We start from the raw sequence: 14,620 nt of genomic DNA, 5'->3' as shown, positions 1-14,620 counted from the left end.
CGGCCTGTTCCACAAAGAGTGAATTTTCTTGTGGAACAGGCATTTTGCGATGTTGCATTATTGTTAATAAGTCTTTTATGAACAGGCTTTTCGGCCTGTTCCACAAAGAGTGAATTTTCTTGTGGAACAGGCATTTTGCGATGTTGCATTATTGTTAATAAGTCTTTTATGAACAGGCTTTTCGGCCTGTTCCACAAAGAGTGAATTTTCTTGTGGAACAGGCCGAAAAGCCTGTTCTTGAGAATGGTGCAAGATGTGAGATAAGATCGATCGAGGGGCGATTCCCTACGGGAGAGTCTTGAATCATTTCTTTTGAGTCCCCTCTGTTCGGAGGCAAGGTTGTGTAGTAACGGTTTTAACCGCCGACTCCGATCGGGAATTTTCAACCCGGATTTGATATGCTAATTTTGGCGCACCATCCAGACTAAAAATCCCAATATTTTATCTACGGGAGGTAGCGGATAGTCGGTAAGATCGATCGTCACTATTTGCCCTTCCAGCTTGAGAAACCGCCAAGCTGTGCCGCTGGAAACGCTGCCGTAGATGGCTGATATCGAGATCCCTTTCGCTTCATTAAACCTCTGGGCCGCCACCATTTCAGCAATACATTGACCCAAACCTACTTTCAAATCTCCTTTTTTAGCTTCCACCATCACAATTGCTGGGGCTTCAATGTCTAATTGTTCGGGGGAACGGCTGATGAGAAAATCGCAAACTCCTGTAAGTCCAACAGCAGCATCGACATTAAATTCTTCACCCGAAAACACGCTGATTTGTTGGTTCAGAATCCTGCGAACTTCCAGCAATACAGGGTTGATAATAGCTTCAGAACGGGCTTTTTCTGTGCTAGTAGCGATCGCCCAAGGCAAATTTGTCTCCAGCATGGTCTGCAAGGCTGTTGCGGGTGCGATCGGCTCGATTTCCGGCAGAAATCTGATTCCTTCGACTGCTGTGAGATTGAAGGCTTCTTTAACTTTGCCGATCGTTGTAAATTGACTGTAAGGCATAAGAGTTTATGTTTTTATTTCTGCTTTTTACTTAGATAAGACGGCGGTTGAAACCGCGTCTACACAAACGATGTCCGCCTCCGCGGACTAAAGATAAAAACGTAATTTTTACCGCCATTTTTACCGCCCCCTCGGAAACCCGCGTCGGCGGGTTGTGCCTGTAGAGACGCGGTTTCAACCGCCGGATTTTCTATTAAACTCGCTGCAACTTCGCCGTTCTCGGATCAATAATTTTGCGGCCCAAACCTGTAAACTTAATTGCCAGATTAGTTTTATCGCCCACTCCCAAAACATGGGTAATTTCTCCTACTCCAAAAGCATGATGAAAAACTCGTTCCCCCGTTTTCCACTCTGCTGATGGAGAACTGCCGGAATTAGCTGCTGAATTATTAGTTTTTCCCTTAGATGCAGCCGTTTTCCCTGCTTTAGTTTTCTTCGCACTTCCAGCCAGCAAATGTGTGGGCAATTCCCCTAAGAATAGCGAAGGGGTGCAGTGTTCCCGGAAACCTCCCCAAAGGCGACGTTCGCGAGTGTGGGTGAGAAATAGCAATTCCTGGGCACGAGTGATGCCGACGTAGCACAAACGGCGTTCTTCTTCGATCGCTTTCGGGTCGTCTAAACTGCGGAAATTGGGAAATAAACCCTGTTCCATTCCGACTAGAAATACCACGGGAAATTCTAACCCTTTTGCTGAGTGCAGCGTCATCAGCGACACGCGGGAATCTTCTTCCTGCAAGTCATCTAAATCGGATGCTAAAGATGCTTTTGCTAAAAATGATGTCAGCGTCGGTTCTTCGTTTTGTTCTTCAAATTGCAGCACAGCATTGTACAATTCTCTGACGTTTTCTATGCGATTTTCGGCTTCCTCGGTTCCTTGATTTTTCAAATCTTCAATGTAGCCTGAATCTTGGATAATTCCTTGGACAATTTGCGAAGCCGGCAGAGTTTCAACTTGCGATTGCCAGCGACCAATCATTTCGGCAAACTTAATAATAGCTTTTGCCGATCGCCCTGCGAGAGTATTGACAGAAGATTCATCGCTGAGGATTTCCCACAACGGAATGCCCAATTGAGTTGCAGCGTCTTCGATTTTGGAAAATGTGGTATCCCCAATGCCGCGACGGGGAGTATTGATGATGCGTTTGAGGCTGACGCTATCGTCGGGATTGGCAAGCGCCCGCAGGTATGCTAAGATATCTTTGATTTCTTTGCGATCGTAAAACTTCAGGCCACCGACAATATTGTAAGGAATGTCTAAACGCATTAACGCTTCTTCAAAGGATCGAGATTGAGCGTTTGTGCGGTAGAGAATCGCAAAGTTACTGCCGTTTTCGTATTCGGAATTTTGGCGCTTTAAGGAATGAATTTGACCTGCTACAAATTCCGCTTCATCTAATTCGTTGTCTGCCCGCCAGACAACAATCGGAGCTCCCGGTTCGCGAGTCGGCCGCAGAATTTTTTCGATCCGTTCGGTATTGTGTTCGATCAAGTGGTTCGCGACTTGCAGGATGTTTTCGCGCGATCGATAATTTTCCTCTAATTTTACCATTGTCCGAGTTTTCTCGTCGGACAAACCATCTCCAAAATCCTCTTGAAATTCCAGCAATATGGTATAATCTGCCATCCGAAAGCTGTAAATTGATTGATCGACATCGCCCACGACAAAAATCGAGCGGTTTTGCCATTTATCGAATTTTTTAGGATCGGCGTTATTTGTCACCAACATCCGAATCAAATCGTATTGAGTGCGGTTAGTATCTTGGTATTCGTCAACTAAAATATGGCAAAACTTTTTATGCCAGTAACTTAATACTTGCTCGTTTTGGCTCAAAAGCTTAACGGGAACGAGGATTAAGTCGTCAAAATCTAGGGCATTGTTGGCTGCTAAAGCGTCTTGGTAGCGACTGTAAACATCGGCAATCACACGACCTCGATAATCCGGTTCTGCTGCTAGGTATTCTTGAGGCGACAAGCCTTTATTTTTAGCATTGCTGATGGCATAGCGGACTTTTCGCGGATCAAATTTCTTATCGTCCAGATTGAGAGTTTTTGTAACAATTTGTTTGACGATACCTTGAGCATCTGAATCGTCAAAAATCGAAAAATTTTTCTTCCACTGCCGGCCTTTTTCGTCTTGATATTTCTCAATATCGTAGCGGAGAATGCGACCGCACAAAGAGTGAAAAGTCCCCATCCAAATGTGTTTGGTAATTCTCTGGTAAATTTGCGATCGCAATTTCGTCTGCACATCCGGGGCTAAGTCTACCAAAGGTTTGCCATATTCGGCTTCAGCTTGCTGAGTTGCCAGCAATTTCTCAATTCTTTCTTTCATCTCCCTGGCGGCTTTATTTGTAAATGTCACCGCCAGAATATTTTCAGGATCAACTCGATGGGTGCGAACTAAGTTAGCAACTCGGTAAGTTAGAGCTCTGGTTTTGCCGGAACCAGCGCCCGCTACTACTAACAGCGGCCCGTTATAATGGGCGACTGCTTGGCGCTGAGATGGGTTGAGGTGGCTGAGGAAATCAGTGGTTTGAGTCATAGCTAGAAAGTTAGTTTAATTTTTTAAGCGGTAAATAATACTTGGTATGGAATACCGCGATTTTTTTTAAGGTAAGGTGCGCTCGCCCTACAATATAATATCAGATCAGACGGCGGTTTAAACCGCGTCTACACAAACGATGTCCGCCTCCGCGGACTTAAGAGAATAGCGTAAAACATAATTTTCACCGCCTATTCTTTAACCCGCGGAGGCGGGTTTTGTCTGTATAGCCCCGGTTTCAACCGCCCGGTATTCTAACGTTTAAATATTCGTATCAGCCACATTGCTGCTAATATTCTCAAGCCAATCCAGATGGCAATAATTACAGCAGATGCAGTGCGCTCGCCCTACTACAATATAATATCAGATCAGACGGCGGTTTAAACCGCGTCTACACAAACGATGTCCGCCTCCGCGGACTTAAGAGAATAGCGTAAAACATAATTTTCACCGCATATTCTTTAACCCGCGGAGGCGGGTTTTGTCTGTATAGCCGCGGTTTCAACCGCCCGGTATTCTAACGTTTAAATATTCGTATCAGCCACATTGCTGCTAATATTCCCAAGCCAATCCAGATGGCAATAATCACAGCAGCGGCCGCCCTATTTATCGGTTTTCCTCGCTCTATTTCTGCGGCTGCTTTTTCCCGACACTCGGCTAAAACCTGTGACGGAATCATCTTCAGTACCAGCCAAATTCCCAAGGGTACAATTATCAAATCGTCCAAGTAGCCGAGAACCGGTATGAAGTCAGGAATTAAGTCGATCGGGCTAAAAGCGTAGGTCACCGTAAGCCCTGCTAAAATTCTGGCGTACCAAGGTACTCTCTGGTCTGTACTGGCTAAATAAACCGCGTAAGTCTCTTTTTTGAGTCGGCGGGCAGCTTGTTTTAAGGATTGCATATAATGACTAATGACTAATGACTAATGACTAATAACTAATAACTAATACTTTTTTTAGTTGCTAAAAATGTAACAAGCCGGATATTTAGCATTTTCAGTGGGAAGGTAAAGTATAGCATCTGTTGTATGTGAGGAGAATCAAGTTTATGAGTTCAAATTTGCAACGTGGCGATCGCATTAATTTCCGTAGTCTGCTAACAGCCTTGTGTTTAACCTTAACTCTCGTCAGTTTCGTGAGATTAGATCCGGCGGCTGCTCAAGAACAGCGGATCAGAACGTTGACTGTTACTGGGCGGGGTGTGGAAGCGATTCCTACAACTCAAACACAAGTACGGCTGGGGGTTGAGGTGCAGGGGAAAACGGCGGCCCAGGTGCAGCAGGAAGCGGCGAGACGATCGTCCGCTGTGGTAGAGTTGCTGCGATCGCGCCAAGTCGAAAAACTAGAAACTGCAGGCATCACCCTCAGTCCGACTTACAGCTACGAAAACAACCAACAGCGCTTGACGGGCTATACGGCGACGAATACCGTCAGTTTTCGGATTAATACTGCATCTGCTGGCACTTTGCTCGACGATGCGGTGAATGCCGGAGCCACACGCATCGACGGTGTGAGTTTTGCCGCCGCCGAAAGTGCGATCGAATCTGCTCGAAAACAAGCAATCAAAAAAGCAACTCAAGATGCTCAAGCGCAAGCGGATGCAGTCTTTAGCGCCCTCAACCTGAAGCGGGGAGAGATTCTGGGCATTCAAGTCAACGGTGCTAGCGCGCCGCCTCCTATGTACCGGCAGTTTGCTGCTTCTCGCCCTGCTGGTGCTGATATTATTACAACACCTGTGGTGGGAGGCGAACAGCAAGTAGAAGCTTCTGTGACTTTACAATTTGGATATTAAATAGTTAGGGGTTGAACTGGCCACCTCAGCTTGACCCTAACTATTTCTCGATTTATCAAGCAGCTTTTTCTACAAAAAACTTTAGCCGTTTTAACCACTTCTGCCAGTAGTCTAGAAACGGAATCTCTCCTTCTTCAGGGGGATAGTTCCTCAATAAATAGACTCTCTGTTAAAGCCTAGGCGATCGCATTTCTCATACACAGAAAAGAGTGGAATCTTTTCTCAGATCCACTCTCTGTTAAACTCTCTTAGTGCTAGCTTTAACAAGCTGGAGTTAAGTCCTTACTTTACCTACTCCTTAATGATTCTCTTGTCATGAATGACCACTTTGTCCTTGAGTTCAGGATTGCCGGAGATGTGAATATCGCTATCCTTATTTTCCTCTGCGTCGGATTCGGCTAGATATTGGGCAGATGACTTAAAATCCTGCGCTGCAGGTTTAGCAGATGGGGTTGCATTTTGGGCCGAGGACCTAAAATCAGGCACTGGAGGTTTAGCAGATTCGGCTGCATTTTGGGCCGATGATTTAAAATCATGCGCTGCACCTTGAGGAGATGGGGTTGCATATGGGGCAGATGACTTAACATCCTGCTTAACATCCTGCGCTGCACCTTTAGCAGATTCGACTGCATTTTGGGCAGATGACTTAACATCCTGCTTAACATCCTGCGCTGCACCTTTAGCAGATTCGGCTGCATTTTGGGCAGATGACTTAACATCCTGCGCTGCACCTTTAGCAGATTCGGCAGCGCTTTGAGCAGATGACTTGATTGATTCAGCTACACTCTTGCCTGATGACTGAAGCGATTCGGCTGCGCTTTTTATAGAGGGCTCAACTGCTTTCGCTGTATCTTTTACAGTCGATCTCAGATCCTTAGTTGCGCCCTCAATTTCCTGAGCTACAGCTTTGGCAGAAGGTTTAATTTCATCGGCAGTGCTCTTAATAGAGTCCGCTGCACTTTGTACAGAAGGCTTGATACCTTCGACTGTCTGCTTGACTGAATCTTTTACTTCTCTAATCGTAGGTTTGACTTCCTCGGATGCACTCTTGACTGCATCTACTACAGAAGGCTTGGCTTCCCTAACTGTCTCATTGACAGATTCGGCTATACCTTTAATCGAAGGCTTAGTTTCCTCAACAGTCTCCTTGACTGCTTCTGCTGTAGCTTTGATAGATGGTCTAACTTCCTCAGCAGTTTCCTTTACTACTGTCCCTAGCTCTTCTACAGTGTGTGTAATACCGTCTGCTACAGCGTGTGCTGCATCCCCTAAATTATCTACAGCACGGTTAACCGTATCAGCAGTACCTTTACCAATCATAGCGCCAGCAACTGAGCCTGCTACAGCACCAATAATGCCTCCAGAGCGAGCACCGAGTATACCACCGACTGCTGCTCCAGCTATCCTCGCACCAAGGCCTGAGCCTGATGATTGATCTTCCGTTGATTCTGCATTTTCGTTAGTCTGAGCCTGAAGCTGCTGGTTCTCGCTATTGTCAACATTCTTTTCCTGGGAGTCACGATTGGCTTCAGGCTGGTTAAAAGGCGGCTTGTTATCAGTCATGGATATGCTTGGGTATTACTACTACATTCACTAGACTAACTATTTACTTCTAATAAAATCTACTGCCTAAGAACTAGATTTGGACTGTTACTTAAGAAGTAGATTTTTAAAGGTACTGACCGCTAGCGCGGTAGCGGCTCGCAGGGTAAGCTCATCTAATTTGGTATAAATCGTACTTGACAAAAAGGGCAAGATATAAAGGAATATCCTGTCAATAGCGGTTCTTTTGAACCCATTTGAGATATTTTGACGATGGACAGACAACGAGCGATGGATAGACAACGGACGATGGACAGACAACGGGCGAAAATAACTCATGTATACAGAGTTGTTAAGAGATTAACTATTTATATCTAAAACTAAGCAATGTTTATTAAATATTAATGATAATTACAGGTGTAAATGCTTATTAACTATTGGAGCAAAAAGTTGATTTTCACTTATAGGTTAATATTTAAAAAGGATAAATAACATATTTATTTTTGCCAATAATATCATCATAAATGATTGAATTAACTGATTTGTTTTGTAGACCTTGTTGAGTGAGGGTAGGAAAGGCTAAATATGCAAGTCAGAGAAACCAGTATCCACAAAGCTTCGTAATTTTCAACTTATTTTTTTCATACCCTGATTAAGCAACGCCAGATTTTGGAGTGATCTAACTCACGATCGAGCTCTTTGAACAGCAACTTGACCGCTTTAGCTGCCAAAGGATCTCGCACTTACGTGTAATTGGGCATAAGTTCGATCGCCCCCAACAACCCCCAAAACTTCAATTACTACCGGATCGTCGATCGAAGTGACAGAGATCGACTAAAGTAAACAGAAATTATTATGGGCGGTAATTAGAGTGATTGAGACTTTAGCAACAGGAATCGCAGCAGCCGGTTCGCTGCTAGCATTGGGCGGATTGGGCCTAGAGTTGAACTATCGCCGGACTGGGAGTGCAAATAAACTAGAACTAACAGCCGGAGAATGGCACTTAGCCATCTCGGAACCCAACCGTTATCTTTTAGTCGGGGAAATGGAGTTCCGCAACCTGACACAGCGGTTTGAGATTATGTTGCCGGAAGTGCGGGCACAGGTAAAACTGCTGTCAGACGGAAGTTTGGATGGCGTTACCTCCGAGACAAAGGTGATTCCTTGCCACAAAGACGCAGCAGCCAGAGCAGACGATTACTGGTTCGGCTATATTGTTAAAGCCCAAAAAAACACAAAAATTAAAGTTTCTGTAGACATTCAAGGGCAAGATTTAACCAAATTGCAGTCAGCTTGGGTGCAAATACATTACGTCACCTACGGCCCGGGCGGCCGCATCCCGAAAGTCCGTAACGTAGTAGTCCCGCTGCAATTTCCCAACTCGGAAACCGTACCCATCGCCAGAAATGTCGGAGTTGCAGAAGTCTTGCCGATTCGCACTCACATACTGGCGGAATTGGACAATCCCGTCGAAATTGTCAAGCGGTACGTGCTGCCGCGCGCCCAGAAAGGCGATATAGTCGCCCTGGCAGAAACTCCCCTAGCTTTGATGCAGGGACGCTATCGCCATCCCAGCGAAGTCACACCCGGATGGGCGGCAAAGCGAGTGTGCTTGTTTTTCTTGCCGATGTCGAGTTTGGCCACTGCTTGCGGAATGCAGACGTTGGTGGATGTAGTTGGGCCTTGGCGGGTAGTCGCGGCATTTGCGATCGGCGCTGTGGCTAAAATATTCGGTAAACCGGGAGTCTTTTACCAACTTGCAGGGGAACAAGCCAGACTGATTGACGACGTTACCGGGACTTTGCCTCCCTTCGACCAATTTATTGTCCTAGGCCCGGACAATCCCCAGCAAGTTGTAGAAGAAATTCAACGAGAAACCGGACTTGCGGCGGCGATCGTAGACGCTAATGACTTGAAAGCAGTTAAGATATTAGCAGCGACCTCCGATTTATCGGTAACATTCTTAGAGCAAGCCTTGCGAAGCAACCCCGCCGGGAATGCTGACGAGCGAACACCGGTCGTTTTAATTCGACCTCTGCCACAAAAATCTTGAGTTGAAAACAGAAAATTAAAAATTCAAAAAGATGATTTGAAATTTTTAATTTTCGATCGCGCAAGAAAGGGAGAAGAATCAAAAGTTATAAGTTTTGAACTCAAAATTTACCCATTCAAAACTCAAAACTTCCCTAACTCTTCCCCTTTCTGAATTTTTATTTTTAAATTTCCATTCTCCACTTTTATGCTATGACTTCATTTCCCTCCCAAAACCAAAACCAGGTTGTGATTCGCCCGTTTCAGTATCGCGACATCGAGGTGATGGAACAACTGTGCGCGGAAACAGCCGAAGAGCCAGAAAACCGCAAGGGCGCAAGCTGCGACGTGGTACTAGGTAGAAAGTTGCAGCAGATTCGTCGCTGGTACGGACTACTAAAGATTTTTAGCTTGTTTCCCAACCCTTGTCAGTCCCTGTTCCGGGCCCACGTTGCCGAAGAAGAGGGGAGCGTTAAGGGGATAATTCAGATTTCTCCTTTCAACCGCACCCGCAGCACTTGGCGGATCGATCGCATAGGAGTAGACCCGGAAGCCCGCAGCAAAGGAATTGGTTCCATGCTGCTGCGGTACTGCTTTGAGGCAGTCTGGGAGGCGCGGACGTGGCTGCTGGAAGTGAATGTCGGCGACAAAACTTCCTTGGCTTTGTATCGGCAAAACGGGTTTCAGCCTTTGGCCCAGATGACTTACTGGACGATCGCCCCAGAACGCCTGCAAGAAATGGCTTCCTCGACGCCAGATTTGCCCAACCTGCTGCCGGTGAGCAACGCAGACGCTCAGTTGCTATACCAACTGGATACCGCGTCTATGCCGCCGCTGGTGCGCCAAGTATTCGATCGCCACATTCAAGATTTCAAAACCAGTTTTTTCGGCGCTTTAGTCGAAGGTGTCAGACAGTGGCTGGGCAAAACCGAGGTAGTCAGCGGCTACGTGTTTGAACCGCAGCGCAAAGCCGCGATCGGCTATTTTCAGGTGCAGCTATCCCGCAACGGCCAGCAACCGCACGTCGCCCAGTTGACTGTACACCCGGCCTACACTTGGCTTTACCCAGAACTGCTGTCCCAGATGGCGCGGCTGGTTCAAGATTTCCCGGTTCAAAGCCTGCAACTGGCTTCCGCTGACTATCAGCCGGAACGGGAAGCTTATTTAGAGCAATTTGGAGCAGTGCGCCTGGAACACAGTTTGCTGATGTCTCGATCGGTGTGGCACAAATTGCGCGAGTCCAAGTTAGTCTCTCTCGAAGGACTCCAGCTATCAGAAATGCTGCAAAGCTTCCAGCCAACTCGCAAACCCGTACCGGGCCGGATGTCCTGGCTCGGCCCAATGGCTGGGGAAGCAGCAGCAGGGCCCGCATCCTCCGAGATCAAACCGCTCTTGACTGATTCAGGAAACAGCCAAACCAATCAAGTTAACCCCTTGAACTTCCAAAATTCCGAATCATCGGCAACAGATAGCAGCAGCATTTTGCCTCTAAAATTGCCCGAATTGCCTCTAGACGGCGGCGGGCCGGGAGAAGTTAATTCTTAGTGAAAGCAGAAGGTAGAAGGTAGAAGGCAGAAAAAAAGAAAATGAATCATCCAAGAAATTCATTTTTTTCTATCATCATCCCAAAATCTCCCTTCTGCTTTTGATTGATACAGCATATTCCATGTATAAGCTGTGGAGCATTTAAACCAGTAACGAGGCTAGTAGGGTGCGTCATTCGCGAACCCTTACGCTGAAACGGAAAACCTTAGATGCTGACGCACCTTACGCAAGTCCTTTAAATGCCGAACAGCTTATGCGGTACACACAATCTTGTCGTAAGTAAGGTGCGTCGCCACCAGTCAATCTGCAAGTTTCATTAAACATGAGCAGCGACGCACCCTACATAACAATGTACCAACAATTAAGGCGGATACTGTACTTCATGAACCACCGAATATGCTGTATCAACTTAAGATTACCTATTTTGTTCTTACTTTCTTCTGTTATTCCTTCGCGTCCTTAGCGTCTTCGCGGTTCGTTAAATAAGATTATTTCCGCAAAAAAAAGTAAATCTAAAATCTAAAATCTAAAATCTAAAATCTAAAATTGATTGATTGATAATGTCCAACGATAAATTATGGATTTCAGCACTGGGATTAGATATCGGCCTCAAACGAGTCGGCATCGCCGGGTGTGACGGCACCGGTTTAATAGCTACGGGCATTACAACACTGGTACGATCGTCCTTCGATCGAGACGTAGCTTATCTCCGAGAGATCGTGCGAGAGCGGAGAGTGCAAATTTTGGTTGCAGGCTTGCCCTACTCCCTGAGCGGAGAATTGGGTGCTCAAGCCCGACAGGTGCAGAAATATGCGAATCGCATCGCCTCCGCCTTAGAGCTCCCCCTAGAATACGTGGACGAGCGCCTGACTTCGGTTGAGGCAGAGGAATTGATGAAAGCTTCAGGGATTTCGCCGTCGCAAAATAATAAGGGTGCGATCGATCGCAAAGCAGCAGCCCTGATTTTGCAGCAGTGGCTAGACGAGCGGAGGCAAAATATCTCCGCCCTTCCCAATCCTTGATAGCTGGTAACAAAGGCGTGATATCCTGGTTGTGCAAGTTTGCTACGCACACCTGTAACCCTTGACAAACTGGAGAAAATTCTGCTGTACCCTCGGTACTGAAGAAGCACAAAATCGTGATTTGTCCTCAGTGTCGCTTGCTGACTCGACTGAGATTTAAACGCTGCACTCCTCGCCTGTGGAAAAGGCCGCGAGTCTCGCGGTTTAAGCTTGTGGACTGGCGATCGCCCACTTAGCCAGAATATCGCCACGAAAATTCCCAATTGTCAAGCCAATGTTACTGAATTATTGACGGAAAACTAAGATACACGCGATGTCCTCATCCCCATACCGCAAAAAAGAGAATGGCAATTCCAACGAAGAGTCCGTCACCTTGACGGATGAAGTTGGGCGATCGCTAACTTGCAACATAGAATATTCTATGAACCTAGAAGGTCAAGAATATGCTTTGCTGCTTCCAATTGACTCACCCGTAGAAATTTTTACTTGGCAGGGAGACGAGACGGACGAAGCAGCAATTCCTGTAGAAGACGAGACCGAAATTGACAAAATTTTTGAGACTGCTAAAGTTGTCCTGCAAGAGCAGAACTTGACGCTCCGACGCACAGCGGTGACGCTGACTGTGGTTGGCGAATTGCCGGAATTTCCCGAAGAGGATATGGCATCTGATGTCGATCCCGATGAGGAGTCGGAGTTCGAGGAACTGATGTGGCTGACCAGTTTCTACCACGAAGAACAGGAATATGCGATTTATACGCCTCTAGACCCGTTCTTTATCTTGGCTAGAATGGATGACGACGGTAAGCCAGAATTGCTTTCGGAAGAAGAGTTCCAAAGGCTGGAACCGATGTTACCTATGCTGGAAGACCAGTTCTTTGATGAGCTTGATTAGATATTAATTGCAGGCACAAGCCCTGATGGCAAAAAGCAGAAATTTTTACTATTTTATAAAAAAGTAAACTGCTCGCCCGATCGAACTTTTTCGAGGTGGCCGCTTCTGCCTTCGCGATCGGGCTTTTGAATTGGGCCGCGTGAATTGGGTCTTTTAAAGGGCTTGTATTCGTAACTTTTCGGTCATCAATCGCAGGTCATCAGTCATTAGTCGCTAGTTACCCGCCGCTTATCCAGGACAACGGACTATGAATAAAGAACAAATGACAAAAGGCAGCGCGCGCGAGAGCCGAAAAGGTACTCCGCAAGTCTCTAAATGGTTGTTTTATCTGGCGTTGCTGCCGGTAATCTGGGGGGTTTGCGCTTGGCAAGGCTGGGCTTGGTGGAGCTGGGCTTCAGCGGCGCCTAAAATAACATCCTCATCGGGCAATCCGGCAGAGGATGCTGCTGTTTCGATCCAAATCCCGGAGGGTACTCCAAGTCAAAAAATCGGCCGGGATTTAGAGGCCGCAGGGTTGATTCGATCGAGCTCGGCATGGAATATGTGGGCCCGCTGGCTGACTCTGCAAAACCGCGAGGGAGGTTTTCAAGCGGGAACTTACCAACTGTCGCCGACTCAGCCTCTGAGTGCAGTTGCTGACAAAATTTGGAAGGGCGAAGTCGTACAGCAGAGTTTCACGATTCCAGAAGGATGGTCGCTGCAACAAATGAGCGCTTATTTTGAAGCGCAAGGTTTTTTCCCGGCTAAGGAGTTTATGGCGGCCGCGAGTCAAATTCCTTACGCTCAATACCCTTGGCTGCCGAGCGGATTGCCTCATTTGGAAGGTTTTTTGTACCCGGATACTTATCAGCTAGACGGCGATAGAATTACTCCTCAAGCTGCGATAGCACAAATGCTCACCCGTTTCGAGCAGACAGCTTTGCCGGTATATCAAAAAAATCAGAATAATACAAAGCTCTCTCTCAAAGAATGGGTAACTTTGGCCAGTATTGTAGAAAAAGAAGCTGTGGTTGCTTCCGAGCGGAACCGCATTTCTGGAGTGTTCAACAACCGTCTGAAAAAGGGAATGGCGTTGGGTTCTGACCCGACAGTTGAATACGCTCTCGGTATCAGGCAAACTAAGGAAAAGCCTCTGACTTTTAAGCAAGTAGAAACGCCTTCTCCTTACAATACTTATATAAATCCAGGACTACCCCCAACTCCGATCGCATCTCCGGGAATCGCCAGTCTGGAAGCGACTCTGACTCCGGAAAATACAGAATATCTGTATTTCATGGCGCGGTACGACGGCACTCACATTTTCAGTCGCACTCTGGCCGAACATAATGCTGCTGTGGCTCAAGTTGACCAAAAAGTGCGATCGGGTCAATAGATGGGCAATGACTAATAAAAAAGTAAAAAGTCAAAAGTAACAAAGGAAAAGCAATAATTATTCACTTTTGATTTTTTACTTTTTCAATCTTTAACTCCCAATTTCTTATTTCTCAATCTAAAATCTAAAATCTAAAATCTAAAATCATTATGACTTGGGGTAAATTACTACAGCCTGACTTAGTTCTAGGCGATTCAGTCATGAAGTTAACGGCTGATATTCTGGAGAAACATCAGATTAAAGGATTAGTGTTGGATGTGGACGAAACTCTCGTTCCCATTACGGCAATGAATGCTTCTCCTGAACTCAGCTTGTGGGTACAAGAAATTAGACCCGTGGTATCGCTATGGTTGGCAAGCAACAATTTAAGTGAAAATCGGATCGGTCGAATTGCTGATTCTTTGAATCTACCATACATCACGGGTGCGGCTAAGCCGTCCCGCCGCAAGTTGCGAAAAGCTGTGACGGCGATGAATTTGCCGGTGGAACAGGTGGCGATGGTGGGCGATCGACTTTTTACTGATGTTTTAGCAGGCAATCGTTTGGGTATGTTCACTATTTTAGTGGAACCAATGGTTGATGCTGGGTATGCGCTTCGTAAGTATCCGGTGCGCTCTTTTGAAGTTTGGGTTTCTCAAGCTTTGGGGGCTTCTCTGAAAATTAAAGATTAAAATTGGGCATCGGGAATTGGGCATGGGGCATGGGGCATGGGGAATTAGTAATTAGGAATTGGGAATTGGTAACTAATGGCAACAGACAACAGTCAACAGTCAACAGTCAACAGTCAACAGTCAACAGACAACAGTCAACAGTCAACAGTCAACAGTCAACAGTCAACAGTCAACAGTCAACAGTCAACAGTCAACAGTCAACAGT

The 14,620-nt window shown here is 46.3% G+C and carries 11 protein-coding genes; 7 read left to right on the top strand and 4 right to left on the bottom strand.

Annotated features, from left to right (window positions below; translation table 11 throughout):
- Positions 1-401: 401 nt before the first annotated feature.
- The 3 genes from QUB12_RS19815 to QUB12_RS19805 all read right to left on the bottom strand — a co-directional run bounded on the left by QUB12_RS19815 (position 402) and on the right by QUB12_RS19805 (position 4,450).
- The gene (locus tag QUB12_RS19815) at positions 402-1,007 is read right to left on the bottom strand and encodes a hypothetical protein (RefSeq protein ID WP_333138692.1); all 606 of its coding nucleotides are present in this window, start codon (positions 1,005-1,007) and stop codon (positions 402-404) included.
- Between the two features lie 193 nt (positions 1,008-1,200).
- Positions 1,201-3,549 (bottom strand): DNA helicase PcrA, encoded by a 2,349-nt coding sequence (pcrA, locus tag QUB12_RS19810; RefSeq protein ID WP_333138690.1) that lies wholly within the window; start codon positions 3,547-3,549, stop codon positions 1,201-1,203.
- Between the two features lie 517 nt (positions 3,550-4,066).
- Complete coding sequence (locus QUB12_RS19805) at positions 4,067-4,450, bottom strand: YkvA family protein (protein WP_333138688.1); 384 nt, start codon at positions 4,448-4,450, stop codon at positions 4,067-4,069.
- 146 nt (positions 4,451-4,596) lie between these two features.
- Between QUB12_RS19805 and QUB12_RS19800 the strand changes: the two genes are divergently transcribed.
- On the top strand, positions 4,597-5,340 hold the full coding sequence (locus QUB12_RS19800; protein ID WP_333138686.1) for an SIMPL domain-containing protein: 744 nt from the start codon (positions 4,597-4,599) through the stop codon (positions 5,338-5,340).
- 291 nt (positions 5,341-5,631) lie between these two features.
- Here QUB12_RS19800 and QUB12_RS19795 read toward each other — a convergent pair whose 3' ends face one another.
- Positions 5,632-6,903 carry a hypothetical protein gene (locus QUB12_RS19795; protein ID WP_333138684.1) on the bottom strand — a complete coding sequence of 424 codons (1,272 nt, stop codon included), beginning with the start codon at positions 6,901-6,903 and terminating at the stop codon, positions 5,632-5,634.
- Between the two features lie 850 nt (positions 6,904-7,753).
- Between QUB12_RS19795 and QUB12_RS19790 the strand changes: the two genes are divergently transcribed.
- The 6 genes from QUB12_RS19790 to QUB12_RS19765 all read left to right on the top strand — a co-directional run bounded on the left by QUB12_RS19790 (position 7,754) and on the right by QUB12_RS19765 (position 14,415).
- On the top strand, positions 7,754-8,935 hold the full coding sequence (locus QUB12_RS19790) for a F420-0:Gamma-glutamyl ligase (protein ID WP_333138682.1): 1,182 nt from the start codon (positions 7,754-7,756) through the stop codon (positions 8,933-8,935).
- A gap of 191 nt (positions 8,936-9,126) precedes the next feature.
- Positions 9,127-10,458: a GNAT family N-acetyltransferase gene (locus tag QUB12_RS19785; RefSeq protein WP_333138680.1), complete on the top strand. Its 1,332-nt coding sequence runs from the start codon at positions 9,127-9,129 to the stop codon at positions 10,456-10,458.
- A 560-nt stretch (positions 10,459-11,018) separates the two neighbouring features.
- On the top strand, positions 11,019-11,480 hold the full coding sequence (gene ruvX / locus QUB12_RS19780; RefSeq protein ID WP_333138679.1) for a Holliday junction resolvase RuvX: 462 nt from the start codon (positions 11,019-11,021) through the stop codon (positions 11,478-11,480).
- 313 nt (positions 11,481-11,793) lie between these two features.
- Entirely contained in the window at positions 11,794-12,372 is a 579-nt protein-coding gene (locus QUB12_RS19775) for a DUF3727 domain-containing protein (protein ID WP_333051560.1), read from the top strand.
- Between the two features lie 247 nt (positions 12,373-12,619).
- Complete coding sequence (mltG, locus tag QUB12_RS19770; RefSeq protein ID WP_333138676.1) at positions 12,620-13,744, top strand: endolytic transglycosylase MltG; 1,125 nt, start codon at positions 12,620-12,622, stop codon at positions 13,742-13,744.
- A 149-nt stretch (positions 13,745-13,893) separates the two neighbouring features.
- Positions 13,894-14,415 carry a YqeG family HAD IIIA-type phosphatase gene (locus QUB12_RS19765; RefSeq protein ID WP_333138675.1) on the top strand — a complete coding sequence of 174 codons (522 nt, stop codon included), beginning with the start codon at positions 13,894-13,896 and terminating at the stop codon, positions 14,413-14,415.
- Positions 14,416-14,620 lie beyond the last annotated feature (205 nt).

Origin of the sequence: Microcoleus sp. B7-D4 (genome assembly GCF_036705125.1) — a bacterium.
In the GTDB taxonomy this organism is placed as follows: Bacteria; Cyanobacteriota; Cyanobacteriia; order Cyanobacteriales; family Microcoleaceae; genus Microcoleus.
This window is presented reverse-complemented; position numbering and strand designations above follow the sequence as displayed.